This window comes from Streptomyces sp. NPDC028314 (assembly GCF_055565795.1).
In genome coordinates this window covers 170,435-190,949 of sequence record NZ_JBVHTP010000010.1, presented here as the reverse complement: position 1 = coordinate 190,949, position 20,515 = coordinate 170,435, and the positions used below count along the sequence as shown (strand labels likewise).

Here is a 20,515-nt window from a genome sequence, read left to right as displayed (position 1 = left end):
CGTACGGGGGCACGTGCGTCAGCGGTGGGCCGTGGCCCGGCCCAGGAGCAGGCAGACCAGCGCGGCCAGCGCGGCCGCGGCGCTGCCCGCCACCACCAGCTGGACCAGCCGCGGCTGCCCCACCCCGGTGAGCAGGGCCAGGCTCTGCGCGACGGCGGCCGAGGCGCAGACCACGGCGGCGGGCCGGACCGCCCCGAAGGACTGCAGGAGCAGCCCGGTCCACATCACCGCGCCGAGCAGCAGCAGGGTGGCGACCCGGATCCCGGTCAGGCCGGGGGCGCCGGGCCACAGCAGGGTTCCGGCGACGCCGAGGGCCAGCAGCACCGTCAGGTACTGGGTGAGGCAGCGGGCCAGGGTGGCGAGCATCCGGCGCCAGAACGCCCGGGGTGAGCGGGCGGCCCGCAGCCCTGCCAGGCTGCCGCTGCGGAAGCGGTGCAGCAGCCATTCGGCGGGGCCCATGCTGAGGGTGAGGGCCACCGCCGAGGGGGCCGCGACCGCCTCGGCGGGGCCGCCGGCCAGCACCTCGCCGAGGGCGGCGTACAGCACGAGCAGGCCGGTGCCGAGGCCGAACACCCCGTACGGCACGGAGTCCCCGAGCCGGGGCCCGCGCGGCGCGTACTCCTCCTCGGCGCCGCGCAGCATCCGCCAGCGCACGGGGCCCTCGCCCGGGTGGCGCCGCGACCGGTCGCGGATCCGGCGCACGACGGTCCGTACCCCCTCGGCCAGGGGGAGTTCCCGGACCGCGAGGGCGCAGGCGGCCACCAGGGACACCACGAGCAGGGTCACCCGTACCGGCACGGGCAGGTCCACGAACAGGACGAGCACCGCACCCGCGGCCATCGGGCCGAGCGCGGCGAGCAGCACCCGCTCCCGGCCGAGGACCAGCAGGACGGTCGCGGCGCCGACGTACAGGGCCTGCCCGGCGGCGAAGGCGTACGAGAACGGCGGCCCGCCGGGCACCGCCAGTGCGGCGGCGGTGCCCAGCAGGGCCCCGGCGGGGGCGCCGGCGAGCAGGGTCCGCCCGGCGGCGGCCCGGTCGCCGAGGCCGAGCCAGGAGTAGGCCCGGTGGGACAGGGTCTGGTCCCAGACCCAGCCGATCAGCGCGCCGGCGAGCAGGGTGAGCGTCCCGGCGGGCAGCCCGAGGCGGTCCTTGGGGCCCTCCAGCAGGGGGGCGCCCAGCAGGTAGGCGAGGCCCGGCAGGGCGAAGATCACCCCGCGGAGCAGACAGGCCGTGAGGGAGACCTTCCAGGGGTCGGGGGCGGCGCCCGGCTCCGGGAAGGAGCGGGGCACCCGGGCGTAGAGCTCCTCGGCGAGTCCGAAGGAGTCCTGGCGGCCGTACGTGAGCCGGATGTACTCGTCGGTCATCCCGTCGGATTCGAGGATGGCGGCGATCTCGTCCGGGTGTACGGCCGCGGCGATGAACACGTCGAGCCGCTCGGCGAGTTCGTCCATCGGGTCGGCGGCCGGGGAGACCGTCCGCCGCGGCCGCGGGATGGCCGGCAGGGTGTTGCCGCCCGGCACCTTCAGCCAGAGGGATCCGCTCACCACAGGCTCCCGTCCGCGGCGAGCTCCTTGTACCAGGGGTCCGCGAGCCGCCGGGTCCAGTCGTCGCCGGGGCGCACGGGCAGCAGGGGCTGGCCCGCGAGTTCCCGGTAGATGTGCCGGAATCCGTCCACGGACTGGTGGAGGGTGAACTTCTCGACGACCCGCTTGCGCGACATCCGGCCGAGTTCGGCGCGTCGTGCGTCGTCGCGGAGCAGGGCAAGGGTGGCGCGGGCCATGGTCTCGGGCTCGCGGGGCGGGACGACGAGTCCGGTGTCCCCGACGGCCTCGCGCACTCCCCCGACGTCGGTGGACACGGTGGTGCGGCCGCAGGACATGGCCTCGATGATGCTGAAGGGGAAGCCCTCGCTGATGGAGGAGAGCATCACGACGCTGCCGGCCGCGTAGGCCTGGGCGACCTGCTCGATCCGGCCCTCGTACGCGATGCCGTCGCTGACGCCCAGTTCGGCGGCCAGCTTCTCCAGGCGGAGCTTGTAGTCCTCGCAGCCGGCCGGGACCGGTCCGAAGAGGCGCAGCCGCAGGGCGGGCAGCTCCTCGCGCATGAACGCGTAGGCCCTGATGAGGGTTTCGAGGTCCTTGATCGGGTCGATCCGGCCGCACCAGCTGAGGGTGGGCACGTCCGGTTCGGGGCCGGCCTCGGGGAAGGCGTGCGGGTCGACGCCGTTGTAGACGGTGCGGATCCGGTCGGAGGCGGCGCCGCCGCGCTCCTCCCAGCGGCGGTTGTACTGGTTGCACGGGGTGATCAGGTCGGCCTGCCGGTAGCCCTCGGTGTTGAGCTCGCGGTAGAAGCCGAGCATCAGGGCCTTGACGGGCCAGCGCTGCTCCGCGGTGCGGTAGCCGAGGTAGCGCTCGCGCAGGTAGATGCCGTGCTCGGTGAGCAGGAAGGGGACCTGGTCCAGGTACTTGGCGGCGAGCGCCGGGAGGGTGGCGAGACCGCTGCTGACGGCGTGCGCGACGCTGTCGGGCGGGATCCGTACGGAGAGCGGGCGCAGCGCGTGTTCCAGCAGGTCGGTGGCGGTGAGCGCGTCGTGGATGGTGGGCGCGGCCTCCGCGGTGACCAGGCCGGGGCGGGTCCAGACGTTCATCAGCAGGCGCAGGACGGACTCGGAGCGCAGTGCCGGGGCGAGCTTGCCGGCGCGGGCCAGCAGGGCCAGTTCGCGCAGGGACTCGGAGAACCCGCCGTGGGCGGGGTCGAGCATGGACAGGAGATACGTTTCGTACGTCTCGGCGAAACGCCGTTGGGCCTTGCCCCGCAGGACCGACCGCAGTCTCCGGGCCGGCGGCGGGCCCCAGAGCGGTACGGCGGTGTGCCGGTAGACGTTGCGCGGCAGCTCCCAGGTGACCGGCTCGCGTCCGGAGCCGGTCAGGGCTATGACGTTGAAGTCGACTTCCGGCATACCCCGCACCAGTTGGTCGCACCAGGTGCTGACACCCCCGTGGACGTGTGGATAGGTGCCTTCGGTGAGCATGGTGACATGACGCCCATGGCTCATGCGCTGTGTCCCCCCAGGACGGAAAAGGGGCCGGCGCCCGAGGTTTCGCGGAGCGCCGGCGCTAGGTGGTACGTGTGCTCGTGCGATGGTGCGGTCCCGGCCTGGCGGGGCCGGGCGGAGGTCAGGCCAGCTTCAGCGTGACCGCCGACTGGAGCAGCTCGGGACCCGTCCAGGCCGAGCGGGTGCCGGCGTACGCGGTGCCGAAGTCCGCGGTGCCGAGGAGGAGCTGCTTCTTGGTCCCGTTGGGCACGGTGACCGCGGCGAGCACACCGGAGGGCGCCTTGACGGTGACGTCCTTGCCGATGCGGTAGGCGGTGACCTGGTTGTTCGCGATGGCCTTGTCCCAGGCGGCGCGGCGCGTCAGCTCGACGCCGGTGTCCTTCATGCTCTGGTTCACGATCGGCGCGCTGGGCGCGTAGAGCGTGCGGTACGTGTCGAGGACCTGGTTGAGCACCGGGTAGAGGGTGCGGTCCTCGGCGAGGTTGGCCTGGTGGACGTAGTGCGGGCGCGGATCGTTGTTCAGGACGTGGCGCAGGGCGGTCCGGGCCTCCTGCGGGACGATGTAGTTCAGGTAGCCCGTGCCGGTGTCCAGCGCGGCCGGCAGGCAGGTGGAGGCCGCGTTGTCCTCGCAGGCGCCGCTGCCGCCCTGGGCGCGGCTGGTGTAGATCCAGTTGTACTCGTCGGCCATCTCGGCGTTGGTGCCCGTGTTGTAGTACACGTTCATCGGGTACCGGGGGACGGTGAGGGCGGCTCCGACGGCCCGCTGCGCGGGTTCGCGGGAGTTGTCGCTGCCGGCCCACTTCACGCCGTTGTCGGCGAGCGCGCCGGCCAGGTTGGGGTTGTCGGCGGGCTGTTGCGGGAGGGTCTTGAGGCCGGAGTGCTCACCGGTGACCAGCTCGGAGCGGTCGGTGGCGATCCCCTTGGAGGCCGCCCAGTTGTTGTTGTCCCGGATCTGCGCCGAGATCTCGGCGCGGCTCATGTACTGGGTGGCGCCCTGGGCGTTCTTCGTGCACGTCCAGGGGGAGGTGGCGACGTTCTGGACGCACCCGAGGAAGGGGTGGGTGTAGGTGTGGTTCATCCAGCGGTACTTGGCCCGGTCGGCGATCAGCTGGGCGGTCAGCGCGTCGACCCCGCCGTTCTCGGCCTTCCACTCCTCTCCGGCGCCGGCGTTGAAGAGCATGTCGAGCTTGAAGTTCTTGGACGTCTGCCACTGCGCCGCGTACTGGGCGTCGGCGGCGGTCATCCGGATGGTGCTCTCCTTGCCCTCGCCGCCGGCGCAGGCGTAGTCGCCCGGGGTGCAGTTGAGCTCCTTGCTCCAGCGGGCGTCCGGGGCGAAGACGTCGTCCACGTGGACCGCGAAGTAGTTGCGCTCCTGGCCGAGGTGCACGCCCTGGGTGAGCCATTCGACGATGCCGCGGGCCAGCAGCCGGAACTGCTGCTGGTACTGGTTGTAGCCGAAGGTGACGACCAGCTCGCTGCGCCCGTCGTGGGTGTACTCGCCGACGAGCGAGGCCCGCCCGGAGCCGACGGGGGCGTCGAGGTAGCTGGTGTAGCCGGCGCGCGGCTTGGCCATGAACCCGTAGCTCTCGGGGACCAGCGGCGCGTTGTCCTCGAAGGCGACCTGGCCGCCGAGGTAGCCGAACGGGCCCGTCTTGCCGGCGGCGGTGACGGCCGCCTGGGTGCCGTCGAGGGTGCCGCTGAAGCCGCCGTTGTCGGTGTACTCCAGGCCGACTTCCGGGTGCGCCCACGTGTAGGCGTCGACCTGGCGGATCCCGTACGTCGTCTCGTACGCGGTGAGCGCCGTCATCTCGGCCGAACCCGCGCCGAAGGGATTCTCGTTGGGCAGGACCACCCCCTGGAACTTGGCGCGCGGACGGCCGTCGACCGTGTCGCTGAGGTAGGCGGCGTTGATCACCGGGCGGCTGCTGCTGCCCAGGTCGACGCGGGTGTACGGAACCCCCGTGTCGCGGAGCTGCGCGGTGATCGCCTCGACGGAGCTGCCGCCGTCGTCGACGACGAGCACCTTCAGGTCGATCCGCGGTGTCGCGGTCGCCGCCTGGGCGGTCGCCGCGGGTACTGCCACGGACATCAGGGTCGCTGCGGCCATCGCCGCGGCGATCCTGTTCATCCGGTTCTTGTTGACCATTTCGGCCTTCCCCCCGCAGGCCCCCCGACGACTACGGCCCTGTGGCGGACGGCCGGGCCGGGGAGGCTCTGTGGAAATCATGCAAAGGAACCCCGCGTCCCCTTGCGAGAGCGGACCGAGTCTCTCGGACCTCGTCAGGTCTAAAGGGCAAACCTGGAACAGAGGCCACAGATGGGTGAACCTGGTGGCGTCTTGATCGAACAACTTGCCAAACCTTCGAGTGGCGTACGGACGAGTACGTGCGCGTAGGCTCATTTCCGGCGGCCGTCGGGCCGGAATACGATCGCTGCGGAGCGGCCGGCGACCCCGACGCGACCGCAGCGCCCATACACATAAACGGAAGCGAGACTTCACCACCGTGACTGCTCTGACTCTCAGCACTGCCGGCGCCGCGACGCTGCGCGCCGACGCCCTCGTGGTCGGCGTGGCGAAGGGCTCCAAGGGCCCCGTCGTCGCCGCGGGCGCCGAGGCCGTGGACAAGGCGTTCGACGGAAAGCTCGCCGCCGTGCTCGACGCGCTCGGCGCCTCGGGCGCCGAAGGCGAGGTCACCAAGCTGCCCGCGCCGGCCGGCCTGAAGGTCCCGGTCGTGCTGGCGGTCGGACTGGGCTCCGTACCGGAGCAGGACGAGTCGTACGACGAGGAGGCGCTGCGCCGCGCCGCCGGCGCCGCCGCCCGCGCCCTGCACGGTGCGAAGAAGGCCGCCTTCGCGCTGCCCCTGGACGACGCCTCCGCCGTCACCGCGGTGGCCGAGGGCGCGCTGCTCGGCGCGTACGCCTTCACCGCCTACCAGGGCGGCGAGAAGAAGGGCGCCAAGGGCGACGGCCCCAAGCAGCCCCTCGCCGAGGTGGCCCTGCTCGGCGCCAAGCCCCGCGACAAGGAGCACAAGGCCGCGGCCGAGCGCGCCACCGTCGTCGCCACCGAGGTCAACATCGCGCGTGACCTGATCAACACCCCGCCGAACGACCTCACCCCCGAGGCCTTCGCCGCCGTCGCGTCCGCGACCGCGAAGGAGAACGGCATCAAGGTCCAGGTCCTGGACGAGAAGGCGCTGATCAAGGGCGGCTACGGCGGCATCATGGGCGTCGGCAAGGGCTCCGAGAACCCGCCGCGCCTGGTGAAGCTCTCCTACACCCACTCCAAGGCGGAGAAGACCCTCGCCTTCGTCGGCAAGGGCATCACCTACGACTCGGGCGGCATCTCCCTGAAGCCGGCCGGCCACAACGAGACGATGAAGTGCGACATGTCCGGCGCCGCCGCCGTGTTCGCCGCCGTCGTCGCGGCCGCGAAGCTGGGCCTCCAGGTCAACGTCACCGGCTGGCTCGCGCTCGCCGAGAACATGCCGTCCGGCTCGGCCACCAAGCCCGGTGACGTGCTGCGCATGTACAGCGGCAAGACCGTCGAGGTCCTCAACACGGACGCCGAGGGCCGTCTGGTCCTGGGCGACGCGCTGACCAGGGCCTCCGAGGAGAACCCGGACGCGATCGTCGACGTCGCGACCCTGACCGGCGCGATGGTGCTGGCGCTGGGCGACCGGACCTTCGGGATCATGGCGAACGACGACGCCTTCCGCACCGCGATCCACGAGATCGCGGAGGAGGTCGGCGAGGCCTCCTGGCCGATGCCGCTCCCCGAGGACCTGCGCAAGACGATGGACTCCCCCACCGCCGACATCGCCAACATGGGTGTCCGGATGGGCGGCGGCCTGGTGGCCGGCCTCTTCCTCCAGGAGTTCGTCGGCGAGGGCATCACCTGGGCCCACCTCGACATCGCGGGCCCGGCCTTCCACGAGGGCGCCCCGTACGGCTACACCCCCAAGGGCGGCACCGGCTCGGCCGTGCGTACCCTGGTGCGGCTGGCCGAGCGCACCGCCACGGGCGACCTGGGCTGACCCCGCCCGGACCGTTTTGACGTCCCGCCCTGTGGGACGGAACACGCCCCGGGACCCGGATCGAGGTCCCGGGGCGCGTTCACTCTCGACGAAACCTTGAGGATCAGTAGGTTTCTACGCACTGGTAACCCCCACTTCGGGCAGAACGACGGTCCACACCCGGGGCCCGGCGTCCCGCGTTCCCCCGACAAATGCGAAGATGGGTTCTCGGCAGGACAGGGCCCCCACCACAGGGCCGAAGAAACAAGCGGCCGATTACCAGCCGCCGCCCGGTCACAGAGGACCGGTGCCCGGCGCACATGCATGGAGGACGTGACGTGGCGAACGACGCCAGCACCGTTTTCGACCTAGTGATCCTCGGCGGTGGCAGTGGCGGTTACGCCGCGGCTCTCCGCGCATCCCAGCTGGGTCTCGACGTTGCGCTGATCGAGAAGAACAAGCTCGGCGGCACCTGCCTGCACAACGGCTGCATCCCCACGAAGGCTCTGCTGCACGCGGGCGAGATCGCGGACCAGGCGCGTGAAGCCGCCCAGTTCGGTGTCAAGGCCTCTTTCGAGGGCATCGACATCGCGGGTGTGCACAAGTACAAGGACGAGGTCATCTCGGGCCTGTACAAGGGCCTGCAGGGCCTGGTCGCCTCTCGCAAGGTGACCTACATCGAGGGTGAGGGCCGCCTCTCCTCGCCGACCTCCGTCGACGTGAACGGCCAGCGCATCCAGGGCCGCCACGTCCTGCTGGCGACCGGCTCCGTGCCGAAGTCGCTGCCGGGCCTGAACATCGACGGCAACCGCATCATCTCCTCGGACCACGCGCTGGTCCTGGACCGCGTGCCCGAGTCCGCGATCATCCTGGGCGGCGGCGTCATCGGCGTCGAGTTCGCCTCGGCGTGGAAGTCCTTCGGCACCGACGTCACCGTGATCGAGGGCCTCAAGCACCTCGTTCCGGTCGAGGACGAGAACAGCTCCAAGCTTCTTGAGCGCGCTTTCCGCAAGCGCGGCATCAAGTTCAACCTCGGCACCTTCTTCGACAAGGCCGAGTACACCGAGAACGGCGTCCGCGTCACCCTCGCCGACGGCAAGACCTTCGAGGCGGAGGTGCTGCTGGTCGCCATCGGCCGCGGCCCGGTCTCGCAGGGTCTGGGCTACGAGGAGCAGGGCGTCGCGATGGACCGCGGCTACGTCCTGGTCAACGAGTACATGCAGACCAACGTGCCGACCATCTCGGCCGTCGGTGACCTCGTCCCGACCCTGCAGCTCGCACACGTCGGGTTCGCCGAGGGCATCCTGGTCGCGGAGCGTCTGGCCGGTCTCAAGACCGTCCCGATCGACTACGACGGTGTGCCGCGCGTCACGTACTGCCACCCCGAGGTCGCTTCCGTCGGCATCACCGAGGCCAAGGCCAAGGAGATCTACGGTGCGGACAAGGTCGTGGCCCTGAAGTACAACCTGGCTGGCAACGGCAAGAGCAAGATCCTCAAGACCGCGGGCGAGATCAAGCTCGTCCAGGTCAAGGACGGTGCCGTGGTCGGCGTCCACATGGTCGGTGACCGGATGGGCGAGCAGGTCGGCGAGGCTCAGCTGATCTACAACTGGGAGGCTCTGCCGGCCGAGGTCGCGCAGCTCATCCACGCGCACCCGACCCAGAACGAAGCGCTCGGCGAGGCCCACCTGGCCCTGGCCGGCAAGCCGCTTCACTCCCACGACTAATCGTCACGGGCGCGACGACCACTTCCGCACATTCGTTAGGAGCAACTGAAACCATGTCGGTTTCCGTAACCCTTCCGGCGCTCGGAGAGAGCGTGTCCGAGGGCACTGTCACCCGCTGGCTGAAGGCCGAGGGCGAGCGCGTCGAGGCCGACGAGCCGCTGCTCGAGGTCTCGACCGACAAGGTCGACACCGAGATCCCGTCGCCCGTCTCCGGCATCCTGGCCTCCATCAAGGTCGCCGAGGACGAGACCGTCGAGGTCGGCGCCGAGCTGGCCGTCATCGACGACGGCTCGGGCGCGTCGGCTCCGGCCGCCGCCCCGGCCGAGGCCGAGACGGTCGTCGCCGAGGTTCCGGCTGCCGAGGCCCCCGCGGCTCCGGCCGCCGAGGCCCCTGCCGCTCCGGCTGCCGAGGCCCCCGCCGCTCCGGCCGACGCGCCCGCCGCCTGCGGCACGGACGTCGTTCTCCCCGCCCTGGGCGAGAGCGTCACCGAGGGCACCGTCACCCGCTGGCTGAAGCAGGTCGGCGAGTCCGTCGAGGCCGACGAGCCGCTGCTCGAGGTCTCCACGGACAAGGTCGACACCGAGATCCCCGCGCCGGTCGCCGGCACCCTGCTGGAGATCCTGGTCGGCGAGGACGAGACCGCCGAGGTCGGCGCCCGTCTGGCCGTCATCGGCGTTGCCGGCGCGGCCCCCGCGGCTGCCCCGGCCGCTGCCGCTCCGGCTCCGGTCCAGGCCGCCCCCGCTGCCGCCGCTCCGGCGCCGGCCGCTCCGGCTCCGGCCGCGCCGGCCGCCCCGGTCGCTGCCGCCCCGGCTCCGGCCGCGCCGGCCGCCCCGGTCGCCGCTCCGGCTCCGGTCCAGGCCGCTGCTCCGGCCGCCGCCCCGGCTCCGGTCACCCCGGCCGCGCCGGCCGCCCCCGCCGCCCCGGTCTCGGCCGGTGACGAGGGCGCGTACGTGACCCCGCTGGTGCGCAAGCTCGCCTCGGAGTCCGGCGTCGACCTGTCCACGGTCTCGGGTACCGGTGTCGGTGGCCGCATCCGCAAGCAGGACGTCCTGGCCGCCGCCGAGGCCGCCAAGGCCGCCGCCCCGGCTCCGGCCGCTGCCGCTCCGGCCGCCAAGGCTCCGGCCGCCGCGGTCTCCGAGCTGCGTGGCCAGACCGTCAAGATGACCCGCATGCGCAAGGTCATCGGCGACAACATGATGAAGGCCCTGCACTCGCAGGCTCAGCTCAGCTCCGTGGTCGAGGTGGACATCACCAAGATCATGAAGCTGCGCGAGAAGGCCAAGGGCGCGTTCCTGGCCCGCGAGGGCGTCAAGCTCTCGCCGATGCCGTTCTTCGTCAAGGCCGCTGCCCAGGCGCTGAAGGCCCACGCGGTCGTCAACGCCCGGATCAACGAGGACGAGGGCACCATCACCTACTTCGACTCGGAGAACATCGGCATCGCCGTGGACTCCGAGAAGGGCCTGATGACCCCGGTCATCAAGGGTGCCGGTGACCTCAACCTGGCGGGCATCTCCAAGGCGACCGCCGACCTGGCCGCCAAGGTCCGCGGCAACAAGATCACGCCGGACGAGCTGTCGGGCGCGACCTTCACCATCAGCAACACCGGCTCGCGCGGTGCGCTGTTCGACACGGTCATCGTGCCCCCGAACCAGGTCGCCATCCTGGGCATCGGTGCCACGGTGAAGCGCCCGGTGGTCATCGAGACCGCCGAGGGCACCAACATCGGCATCCGCGACATGACGTACCTGACCCTGTCCTACGACCACCGCCTGGTGGACGGCGCGGACGCGGCCCGGTACCTCTCGGCCGTCAAGGCGATCCTCGAGGCCGGCGAGTTCGAGGTCGAGCTCGGCCTGTAAGGCTCTCCCCGCGGCGGTAGCCGCACAGCTGTCGCGTCAGGCGCCCCCGCCCGGAACCACTCCGGGCGGGGGCGCCGTCGTCTCGGCGGGAGCGGGCGGCCCGGGCCGCGGCCCGGCGGCCGCGGCCGTCGCCTTGTAACCAGCCTCACCCCGGGTCCCCCGCCGCGAACGCATCGCAGCTGGCCAACACCGCCGTATTGTCTACGCATCAGAGCTCTGCGTGCCCCCTCAGGAGATGAAGCGCCGATGATCACCCCACCCGTCGTGCACTCGCTGCGCGAGCAGATCCGCGAGCACATCGTGGAGGGGATCGTCAGCGGCCGCTGGAAGCCCGGCGAGCGGATCGTGGAGCGCCGGATCGCCGTCGAGCTGGAGGTCAGCCAGACGCCCGTACGGGAGGCCCTGCGGGAGCTGGAGACGCTGCGGCTGATCGAGTCCGCCCCGAACAAGGGCGTGCGCGTACGGAACCTCTCCGCGGCGGACCTGGAGGAGATCTACCCGGTCCGGGCCGGTCTGGAGCAGATCGCCGCCGAGCTGGCCGCGCCCCGGCTGGCCGCCGACTGCACGGCGCTGGAGCCGCACGTGGCGGCCCTGTGGGAGGCCGACCGGAGCGAGGACGGCACCGCGCAGGTGCGGCACACCGTCGGGTTCCACCGGGAGCTGGTGCGGGCGGCCGGGAACAGCGTGCTGCTGCACACCTGGGAGAGCCTGGGCATCGAGGTCTTCACGGCCCTGTCCATCCGCTGGCTCGGGACCGTCCAGAAGTCCTACGCGGAGGAGCACGAGGCCCTCGTGGCGGCCTTCCGCAGTCAGGATCCGGACATCGGACTGCTCGTGAAGCGGCATGTCCTGGGGTGTGCGCCCCGCGCCTGAGGGGCTCCGGCTCCTTCTGAGCGGGGTGTTCGGCGTCTGAGCGTACCGGTCGGCACGCCTGCCCCGCGACCCGCTCTGACCTGGGGTTTCACCGGTCCTCAAGGTCGCCGCTAGCGGCCCGGCCTGTACTGGAACCACCGGCACCGGGTGCCTCAGCGACTGGCACCCGGTGCCGACTTTTCTCGTATGGACGTTTATTCGTCACTTTTATTTGATCGATCATCGATCAGCGCTTTACAGTCGACCCGGACCCCACCCGGGTCCAACGACCCTGTCCTGCCCGTCAGGGATTTTCTTCACCACCTCTCCTTTGTCCGGAAGGCGGCGCACACCGATGTCCGACCCCGTAGGAAAGCTTCCGAGCGAGCTCGACCAGCTCCCGGACCGCGACACCGAGGAGACCGCCGAATGGGCGGCCTCCCTCGACGCCGTCGCAAAGGCCGCCGGTACGCGCCGCGCCGAGTACCTGCTCCGCCGTACCCTCCAGCACGCCGAGGCCGCCGGCCTCGCGCTGCCGAAGCTGCTGGAGACGGACTACGTCAACACCATCCCCACCGCCGCGGAGCCGGAGTTCCCCGGTGACGAGGCGATGGAAGCCAGGATCACCGCCTGGAACCGCTGGAACGCGGCCGCCATGGTGACCCGCGGCTCCAAGTACGGGGTCGGCGGCCACATCGCCACCTTCGCCTCGGCGGCCTGGCTGTACGAGACCGGCTTCCAGCACTTCTTCCGCGGGAAGGAGGCCGACGGATCGGGCGACCAGCTCTACATCCAGGGCCACGCCTCCCCCGGCATCTACGCCCGCGCCTTCCTCGACGGCCGCATCTCCGAGCAGCAGCTCGACAACTTCCGCCAGGAGTCCGGCGGCAACGGCCTGCCGTCCTACCCGCACCCGCGGCGCCTGCCGTGGCTGTGGGAGTTCCCGACGGTCTCCATGGGCCTCGGCCCGCTCTCCGCGATCTACCAGGCGCGCTTCAACCGCTACCTGCAGAACCGGAGCATCAAGGACACCGCGAACTCGCACGTCTGGGCCTTCCTGGGCGACGGCGAGATGGACGAGCCCGAGTCGACCGCCGCCCTGGCCCTGGCCTCCCGCGAGCAGCTCGACAACCTGACCTTCGTCATCAACTGCAACCTGCAGCGCCTCGACGGTCCGGTCCGCGCCAACTTCCGCGTGGTCCAGGAGCTGGAGGCCCAGTTCCGCGGCGCCGGCTGGAACGTCATCAAGTCGCTGTGGGGCTCCGCCTGGGACGAGCTGTTCCAGCTCGACACCACGGGCGCCCTGGTACGCCGCCTGCGCGAGGTACCGGACGCGCAGTTCCAGACGTACGCGACCCGCGACGTGGCCTACATCCGCCAGCACTTCTTCGGCGCCAACGCCGAGCTCGTGCAGCTGGCGGGCGTGCTCTCGGACGCGAAGATCGCCGAGTGCTTCCACAGCTCCCGCGGCGGCCACGAGCCCCGCAAGGTCTACGCCGCGTACAAGGCCGCCCTGGAGCACAAGGGCGCGCCGACGGTCATCCTCGCGCAGACCGTCAAGGGCTACACGCTGGGTGCCGGGTTCGAGTCGAAGAACGCGAACCACCAGATGAAGAAGCTGACGATCGACGAGTTCAAGGACATGCGCGACCTCCTTGGCCTCCCGATCCCGGACAGCGCCTTCGCCGACGGCGTCGTCCCCTACGGCCACCCGGGCGCGAACAGCCCCGAGGTGCAGTACCTGAACGAGCGCCGCGCGGCCCTCGGCGGCCCGGCCCCGGCCCGCAAGGTCAAGCAGGTCGCCCTGCCGGCTCCGGCCGACCGCTCCTTCGCCCCGCTGCTCAAGGGCTCCGGCAAGCAGGAGATGGCCACCACCATGGCCTTCGTCCGGCTCGTCAAGGACCTGATGCGGGACAAGGAGACCGGCAAGCGCTGGGTGCCGATCGTCCCCGACGAGGCCCGTACCTTCGGTATGGAGTCCCTCTTCCCGTCGGCCGGCATCTACTCGCCGCTGGGCCAGACGTACGAGCCGGTCGACCGCGACCAGCTCATGTACTACAAGGAAGCCAAGGACGGCCAGATCCTCAACGAGGGGATCACCGAGGCCGGCGCCATGGCCGACTTCATCGCCGCCTGCACGTCGTACGCGACGCACGGCGAGCCGATGATCCCGTTCTACATCTTCTACTCGATGTTCGGCTGGCAGCGCACCGCCGACCAGATGTGGCAGCTCGCCGACCAGCTCGGCAAGGGCTTCATCGTCGGCGCCACCGCCGGCCGCACCACGCTGACCGGTGAGGGCCTCCAGCACGCGGACGGCCACTCGCACCTGATCGCGTCCACGAACCCGGCGTCGCTGAACTACGACCCGGCCTTCGCGTACGAGATCGCGGTGATCGTCAAGGACGGTCTGCGCCGGATGTACGGCGAGAAGCCGGAAGACGTCTTCTACTACCTGACGGTCTACAACGAGCCGAAGGTGCAGCCCGCGATGCCCGAGGGCGTCGAGGAAGGCATCCTCAAGGGCCTGTACCGCTTCAACACGGCGGCCGACCTGGCCGAGGCGGCCCCGGCCGCCGACGCCCCCAAGGTCCAGCTGATGGCCTCGGGTACGGCGATCCACTGGGTCCTGGAGGCGCAGAAGCTGCTCGCCGCCGACTGGAACGTGGCCGCCGACGTCTGGTCCGCCACCTCCTGGGGCGAGCTGCGCCGCGACGCGCTGGAGTGCGACGAGGCGCTGCTGCGCGGCGAGGTCCGCACGCCGTACGTCACGCGTGCGCTGGAGGGCGTCACCAGCCCGGTCCTGGCCGTCTCCGACTGGATGCGCCAGGTCCCGGACCAGATCAGCCAGTGGGTCGAGCAGGACTACACCTCGCTCGGTACGGACGGCTTCGGTCTGTCCGACACCCGCGAGGGCGCCCGCCGCCACTTCGGTGTCGACGCCCAGTCGATCGTGGTGGCCGCGCTGGCCCAGCTCGCCCGCCGCGGCGAGGTCCCGGCGTCCGCCATCAAGGAGGCCCGGGAGCGCTACGGCCTGTAGGCCCGAGCGCTCCGCGCGTGCGTGAGGCGGTCCGCCCCCGGGGGGAGGCGGGCCGCCTCACGGCGTTCACCAGATGTCGTCCGAGGCGTCGCCCGGCGCCTCCTGGCGCACGAGGGAGCCCCTGGGCGCCGTCAGCAGCTTGCGCAGGCTGTCCAGATTGGCGGCGATCGCCTCGCGCTCCGCGTCGATCTCGGCCTGCTCCCGCTGGGCGTCGCCGCGCATCCGGGCCACTTCCTGCTCCGCCCGGACCGTGAGTTCCCCGGCTCTCCTCTGGGCGCTCTCGACGGTCTGGCGTGCCCTGCGCTCGGCGTCCGCGAAGAGTGCCTCGGCCTCCAGACGCAGCTGCTCCGCACGGTGCTCGATCTCCGCGAGGCGCTTCTCCGCCTTGGCCTGACGCGAGGCCAGGTCGCGCTCGGACTGCTCGCGGCGCCTGGCCAGGTTGGTCTCGAAGTCCACAGCCGCCTGGGCGGCCTTGGTGCGGGTCTCCTCGAAGAGCGCGTCGGCCTGCCGGCGCCTTCCCATCGCGTCGTCCAGAGCCCGCCGGCCCGCCTGGTCCGCTTCCTGCACCCGGGCCATCAGCGTCTCGGCCGCCTCCTCCTTCTCCCGGGCGGCGGCCAGCGCCTTGGCCGCTTCGTGGGCGGTGGCGGCCGCCTGCTCCTCCCTCGCCCGGGCCCGTGCGAGGGCCTCCTCCGCCTCGGTCCGCCAGGCCGCGGCGTCCCGCTCCGCCTGGGCGCGTACCCGTGCGGCCTGTGCCTCGGCGTCCTCCGTCACGAAACGGGCCAGCGACTGGGCGTCGGCGAGCGCCTGGACGACCTGCGTCTTCGCCTCCCGGGTCACCACGTTCCGGGCCTTGTGCTGCTCCAGCGCCGCCCGCAGCTCCGCGATCGCCGAGGCGGCGTTCGCGGGGCGGTCCTGGGGGCTCTTGGCGAGCAGCCGCATCACGAGGTCGGTGACCCGGACGGGAACGCCGCTCACGGCTTCGGACAGCGGGCGCGGGGCCTGGTGGATCTGCTGGTAGAGCATCCCGTGCGCGCTGCTCGCGGTGAAGGGCGGCCGGCCCGCGAGGCCCTCGTACAGCAGGCAGCCCAGGCTGTAGAGGTCGGCGCGGTGGTCGATCTCACGGTCGCCGCGGCACTGTTCGGGGGACATGTAGGCCGGGGTGCCCAGTCCGGCGCCCGGGGCGGTCAGGTCGGCGACGCGCAGGGTTTCGCCGAGGAACTTGGCGATGCCGAAGTCGAGGACCTTGATCACGCCGTTCTCGGTGAGGACGACGTTCTGCGGTTTGACGTCCCGGTGGACGATGCCGCGCTCGTGGGCGGCCGACAGCGCGGCCGCGATCTGGCAGGCCCAGTGGGCGACGTCGTACCAGGGGACGGACGCGGAGGCGCGGAAGGTCTCGGCGAGCGTGCGGCCGTCGAGGCGTTCCATGACCAGGTAGAGCATGCGCCGGCCGCCCAGGTGGGCCTCACCGCAGTCGTGGACCGTGACGGTGTGCCGGTGCGGCAGGTTCGCCGCGGAGCGCACCTCGTGCGTGAATCGCTGTTCGACCTCGGCCGCGGCCATCCCGGGTACGGCGTGGACGAGTTTGGCCGCTACCGGCCGCTGCATCCGTACGTCCTGGGCGCTCCAGACCTCGCCCATTCCCCCGCCGCCCAGGCGCTCCTCCAGCCGGTACCGGCCTTCGAGTAACTCGCCCCGCAGTTCGCCCTGCATCAGTGCCCTCCCCGACCCTCTTTCACGTGCTCCGAGTATGCGGCCGGGAAGCCGGGTTTCCGCCAGGGGGTGGGCCGAGCAGGTGGGACGACCGGCCTTTGGCCGTATGCGCGGTGGCGGCGCGGGGGCCGACCCGTGATGCTGGAGCGGTGATGGACGAGACGGAGTTCTGGGAGATCGTCGACAGTACCCGCGAGGCCGCCGAAGGCGACCCCGAGGAACACGCCGAGCTGCTCGTGGAGCGGCTGGCGCTGCTCGATCCGGACTCCGTCCTGGACTTCGCCCGGCACTTCGAGTCGCGGTACAACCGGGCGTACACCTGGGACCTGTGGGGCGCGGCGTGGGTGCTGCTCGACGGGGCCAGCGACGACGCGTTCGACTACTTCCGGTGCTGGCTGATCGGCCAGGGCCGGGAGGTCTTCGAGGGCGGGGTGCACGATCCCGACCAGCTGGCGGAGCTGCTGGGGGACTTCGACGAGGAGATCGACGGCGACGGGGAGGAGCTGGGGTACGCGGCCGACGAGGCGTACGAGCAGCTGACCGGGGCGGTGGCACCGGATCTGGGGGTCCCGCTGCAAGCGGCGGAGCCGGAGGGCGCCCCGCTGGACTTCGAGAACGAAGCCGTGCTCGCGGAGCGCTTCCCCCGGCTGTGGGACCGGTTCAGGGGCTGAGCCCGTCAGTAGTGCGTGCCGCCGTCGATGCGGATCTCCGTACCGGTGATGAAGGCGCCGTCCTCGCTGCCGAGCATGGCGACGACCCCGGCCACCGTCTGCGGGCCGGCGAAGCCCTGGCCGAGGGCCGGGGCCAGCTTGGTGAACAGGCTCCAGTCGGTGTCCTCGGGCAGGCCCGGGCCGGTGCCGGTGGTCATGCCGCTCTCGATGGAGCCGGGGGCGACGGAGACGAAGCGCAGGCCCTGCTTGCTGTACTCGGCGGCCAGCGCGTGGGTCATGGACTGGATACCGCCCTTGCTGGCCGCGTAGGCGGACATGTAGGGGTGGGCGAAGGACGCCGAGGTGGAGCTGAAGTTCACGACGACCGGCTGGTCGCCCTCCAGCAGCGCCGGGATCGACTCGCGGATCATCAGGAAGGTGCCGGTCAGGTTGACCGCGATGACCTTGTTCCAGAAGTCGAGGGTGGTCTGGTGGGTGTGCGCGGAGCGCAGGATGCCCGCCGCGTTCACCAGTACGTCCAGCCCCCCGCCGAGGCTCGCGACGGCGGCGGGGACGCCCGTCCGCACGGCGACCTCGTCGGATATGTCGAGGACGGCCGTGGTGAGGCGGTCCCCGTGCCCGTCGGCGCCTGCCTGGTCGGCGGTGGCCTTGAGCCCGGCTTCGTCGACGTCCACGGTGTGCACGCGGCCGCCCTCGGAGAGGATGCGGTGGACGGTGGCCCGGCCGATGCCGGACCCGCCCCCGGTGATGAGGACGCGACGTCCTTCGTAACGGTTCATGGGGCGAGCGTACCGAGAGCATGGCACGTTTTGCCATAGTGACAATGAATGCAATCGCCCGCGCTCGCGGGCGGTAGGCTTCACCCGTGAGATCCCCTCGTCCGTACTCTCCCCAGGCCGGCCCCGGAGCCCAGTCGCTGACCGAGCGCCGCAAGGCCGCCACCCAGCTCGACATCGCCCGCGCGGCCTGCGAACTCTTCGCCGAGCACGGCCCCGACGGCACCACCGCCGAGGACATCGCCCACCGCGCCGGGGTGGCCCTGCGCACGTTCTACCGCTACTTCCGCAACAAGCAGGAAGCCGTGGCCCCGCTCCTCGCGGGCGGCGGTGACGCCTGGCGCGCACTGCTCGCCGAGGAGGATCCCGGCACCCCGCTCGCCGAGGCCCTGGAACGCGCCGTCACCCGCTCGCTCAGCGACTCCCAGGCCGTCGAGGAGGGCCTGGAGGTCACCCGCGGCCTGCTGCGCGCCGCCGCCACCGACGAGGCCCTGCGGGCGGTCTGGTACCGCGTGAACCAGGACTCGGAGGAGCGCCTGGCCCCGGTGGTCGCCCGCCTCGTCGGCCCGGACGCCGACCCGCTCGGCGTGCGCCTCCTGGCGGCCGCCGCCACGGACGCGATCCGCATCGCGCTGGAACTCTGGTCGGCCACCGACGCCCCGGTCTCCGGCGCCGGCTCCCCGGCCGAACTCGCGGTCCGCTGCCTGCGCGACCTGACGGGCGCGATGCCCCTCCTGCGCCCCTCCGCCTGAGGCGCGCACCGCCCCGCGCCCAGACGGGGCGCTCCCGCCGGCCGGCCCGGGTCAGAGGAACCGCTGCGACTTCTCCCTCAGGTGTCCGGCGAAGTACGCGGGCGCGTCGGGACGCATCCGGGCGAGGGCCACCATGGCGGTGACGATGACGTCCGCGACCTCGGCCTCCACGTCTGCCCAGGTGTGCGAGTTCCCCTTGCGGGGGTTCGTGCCCTTGGCGCCGATGACGGCCTGGGCGGCCTCCCCGAACTCCTCACCGATCTTGAGGATCTGCAGGGTCACGCTCTCCTCGTGCGTGACGCCCCGCTCCCGGTCGTGCTCGTCGAACCGCGCCACGAGCGCGCCGATGGTCTTCCAGGGATCTTCCATCCCCCGAAGCTAGCGCCCCGCACCGGGCCGCAGACCGCAAAACGGCGAAGCCCCGCCGCTCTCCGGGGAGAGGGGCGGGGCTTCGGCGATCACTGCGCCGGTACGGCTTGGCCGGTACGACTTAGAGGTCGAAGTACATCTCGAACTCGTGCGGGTGCGGACGCAGGGCGATCGGGGCGATCTCGTGCGTGCGCTTGTAGTCGATCCAGGTCTCGATCAGGTCGGGGGTGAAGACACCACCGGCGAGGAGGTACTCGTGGTCGTCCTCCAGCGCCTTGAGGACCGCGTCCAGGCTGGTCGGGACCTGCGGGACGCTCGCGTGCTCGTCGGGGGAGAGCTCGTAGAGGTCCTTGTCGATCGGCTCCATCGGCTCGATCTTGTTCTTGACACCGTCGAGGCCGGCCAGCAGGAGGGCCGCGAACGCCAGGTACGGGTTCGAGGACGGGTCCGGGGCGCGGAACTCGACGCGCTTGGCCTTCGGGTTCGAGCCCGTGATCGGGATGCGCATGGCGGCCGAGCGGTTGCGCTGCGAGTACACCATGTTGACCGGCGCCTCGAAGCCCGGGACCAGACGGTGGTAGGAGTTCACCGTCGGGTTGGTGAAGGCCAGCAGCGACGGGGCGTGCTTGAGGATGCCGCCGATGTAGTAGCGGGCGGTGTCCGAGAGGCCCGCGTAGCCGGCCTCGTCGTAGAACAGCGGGTCGCCGTTCGCCCACAGCGACTGGTGGACGTGCATGCCCGAGCCGTTGTCACCGAAGATCGGCTTCGGCATGAAGGTCGCGGTCTTGCCGTTGCGCCAGGCGACGTTCTTCACGATGTACTTGAAGAGCATCAGGTCGTCGGCCGCGGCGAGCAGCGTGTTGAACTTGTAGTTGATCTCGGCCTGGCCACCGGTGCCGACCTCGTGGTGCTGGCGCTCGACCTGGAGGCCCTGGGCGTCCAGTTCGAGGGAGATCTCGGCGCGCAGGTCGGCGAAGTGGTCGACCGGGGCTACGGGGAAGTAACCACCCTTGTAGCGGACCTTGTAACCGCGGTTGTTCTCCTCGGAACCGGTGTTCCAGGCGCCGGCCTCGGAGTCGATGTGGTAGAAGCTCTCGTTCGCGGTGGTCGCGAAGCGCACGCTGTCGAACACGTAGAACTCGGCCTCGGGGCCGAAGTACGCGGTGTCGGCGATGCCGGTGGAGGCCAGGTACGCCTCGGCCTTCTTCGCGACGTTGCGCGGGTCGCGGCTGTAGGCCTCGCCCGTGATCGGGTCGTGGATGAAGAAGTTGATGTTGAGCGTCTTGTCCTTGCGGAACGGGTCCAGACGCGCGGTGCTGATGTCGGCACGCAGCGCCATGTCGGACTCGTGGATCGCCTGGAAGCCGCGGATCGAGGAGCCGTCGAAGGCCAGCTCCTCGTTCGGGTCGAACGCCCGCCCCGGAATGGTGAAGTGCTGCATCACACCAGGCAGGTCGCAGAAGCGCACGTCAACGAACTTGACGTCGTTCTCCTCGATGTACTGCTTCACTTCGTCGGCGTTCTGGAACATCCAACTCCTCCTACTCCCGACCCCGGGGCAGGGGCGGGCTTTATAGCTCGTGGTGCGTCAGTGCGGTGCCGCACGCTGACCCGACCATAAGCACACGGGATTTCTCAAGCATGACCCATTTGTTTCGCACAAGTTAACCAGGGTCCCGTCCGAGTG

General features: G+C 71.2%; 14 protein-coding genes. 7 read left to right on the top strand and 7 right to left on the bottom strand.

From position 1 onward, the window contains the following. Window positions 1-18 precede the first annotated feature (18 nt). From ACZ4TG_RS23305 to ACZ4TG_RS23295, 3 genes are all read right to left on the bottom strand, one after another. Complete coding sequence (locus ACZ4TG_RS23305; protein ID WP_468165824.1) at window positions 19-1,545, bottom strand: hypothetical protein; 1,527 nt, start codon at window positions 1,543-1,545, stop codon at window positions 19-21. Continuing rightward, on the bottom strand, window positions 1,542-3,056 hold the full coding sequence (pelF, locus tag ACZ4TG_RS23300; protein WP_468165822.1) for a GT4 family glycosyltransferase PelF: 1,515 nt from the start codon (window positions 3,054-3,056) through the stop codon (window positions 1,542-1,544). Before pelF ends, ACZ4TG_RS23305 begins: the two co-directional genes overlap by 4 nt. 121 nt (window positions 3,057-3,177) lie before the next feature. Next, the gene (locus tag ACZ4TG_RS23295) at window positions 3,178-5,202 is read right to left on the bottom strand and encodes a hypothetical protein (protein WP_468165820.1); all 2,025 of its coding nucleotides are present in this window, start codon (window positions 5,200-5,202) and stop codon (window positions 3,178-3,180) included. Window positions 5,203-5,560: 358 nt separating this feature from the next. Between ACZ4TG_RS23295 and ACZ4TG_RS23290 the strand changes: the two genes are divergently transcribed. From ACZ4TG_RS23290 to aceE, 5 genes are all read left to right on the top strand, one after another. Beyond that, window positions 5,561-7,090 carry a leucyl aminopeptidase gene (locus ACZ4TG_RS23290; RefSeq protein WP_468165818.1) on the top strand — a complete coding sequence of 510 codons (1,530 nt, stop codon included), beginning with the start codon at window positions 5,561-5,563 and terminating at the stop codon, window positions 7,088-7,090. 317 nt (window positions 7,091-7,407) lie between these two features. After that, complete coding sequence (gene lpdA / locus ACZ4TG_RS23285; RefSeq protein ID WP_468165816.1) at window positions 7,408-8,796, top strand: dihydrolipoyl dehydrogenase; 1,389 nt, start codon at window positions 7,408-7,410, stop codon at window positions 8,794-8,796. A 53-nt stretch (window positions 8,797-8,849) separates the two neighbouring features. Beyond that, window positions 8,850-10,655 (top strand): 2-oxoglutarate dehydrogenase, E2 component, dihydrolipoamide succinyltransferase, encoded by a 1,806-nt coding sequence (sucB, locus tag ACZ4TG_RS23280; protein WP_468165814.1) that lies wholly within the window; start codon window positions 8,850-8,852, stop codon window positions 10,653-10,655. A gap of 249 nt (window positions 10,656-10,904) precedes the next feature. Further along, complete coding sequence (locus ACZ4TG_RS23275) at window positions 10,905-11,528, top strand: GntR family transcriptional regulator (RefSeq protein WP_468166170.1); 624 nt, start codon at window positions 10,905-10,907, stop codon at window positions 11,526-11,528. Between the two features lie 334 nt (window positions 11,529-11,862). Next, the gene (gene aceE, locus ACZ4TG_RS23270; RefSeq protein ID WP_468165812.1) at window positions 11,863-14,547 is read left to right on the top strand and encodes a pyruvate dehydrogenase (acetyl-transferring), homodimeric type; all 2,685 of its coding nucleotides are present in this window, start codon (window positions 11,863-11,865) and stop codon (window positions 14,545-14,547) included. A 66-nt stretch (window positions 14,548-14,613) separates the two neighbouring features. Here the strand turns inward: aceE and ACZ4TG_RS23265 are convergent, their stop codons facing one another. Continuing rightward, on the bottom strand, window positions 14,614-16,260 hold the full coding sequence (locus ACZ4TG_RS23265; RefSeq protein ID WP_468165810.1) for a serine/threonine-protein kinase: 1,647 nt from the start codon (window positions 16,258-16,260) through the stop codon (window positions 14,614-14,616). Between the two features lie 152 nt (window positions 16,261-16,412). Here ACZ4TG_RS23265 and ACZ4TG_RS23260 point away from each other — a divergent pair, with 152 nt between their 5' ends. Further along, window positions 16,413-16,931 carry a DUF4240 domain-containing protein gene (locus ACZ4TG_RS23260; protein ID WP_468165808.1) on the top strand — a complete coding sequence of 173 codons (519 nt, stop codon included), beginning with the start codon at window positions 16,413-16,415 and terminating at the stop codon, window positions 16,929-16,931. A 5-nt stretch (window positions 16,932-16,936) separates the two neighbouring features. Here the strand turns inward: ACZ4TG_RS23260 and ACZ4TG_RS23255 are convergent, their stop codons facing one another. Then, the gene (locus tag ACZ4TG_RS23255) at window positions 16,937-17,710 is read right to left on the bottom strand and encodes an SDR family NAD(P)-dependent oxidoreductase (protein ID WP_468165806.1); all 774 of its coding nucleotides are present in this window, start codon (window positions 17,708-17,710) and stop codon (window positions 16,937-16,939) included. A gap of 86 nt (window positions 17,711-17,796) precedes the next feature. Here ACZ4TG_RS23255 and ACZ4TG_RS23250 point away from each other — a divergent pair, with 86 nt between their 5' ends. Then, window positions 17,797-18,459 (top strand): TetR family transcriptional regulator, encoded by a 663-nt coding sequence (locus tag ACZ4TG_RS23250; protein ID WP_468165804.1) that lies wholly within the window; start codon window positions 17,797-17,799, stop codon window positions 18,457-18,459. A 51-nt stretch (window positions 18,460-18,510) separates the two neighbouring features. Here ACZ4TG_RS23250 and ACZ4TG_RS23245 read toward each other — a convergent pair whose 3' ends face one another. Together ACZ4TG_RS23245 and glnA are read right to left on the bottom strand one after the other, a co-directional pair. Then, entirely contained in the window at window positions 18,511-18,828 is a 318-nt protein-coding gene (locus tag ACZ4TG_RS23245; protein ID WP_468165802.1) for a MazG-like family protein, read from the bottom strand. Between the two features lie 121 nt (window positions 18,829-18,949). Next, the gene (glnA, locus tag ACZ4TG_RS23240; RefSeq protein ID WP_468165800.1) at window positions 18,950-20,359 is read right to left on the bottom strand and encodes a type I glutamate--ammonia ligase; all 1,410 of its coding nucleotides are present in this window, start codon (window positions 20,357-20,359) and stop codon (window positions 18,950-18,952) included. Window positions 20,360-20,515: the final 156 nt, after the last annotated feature.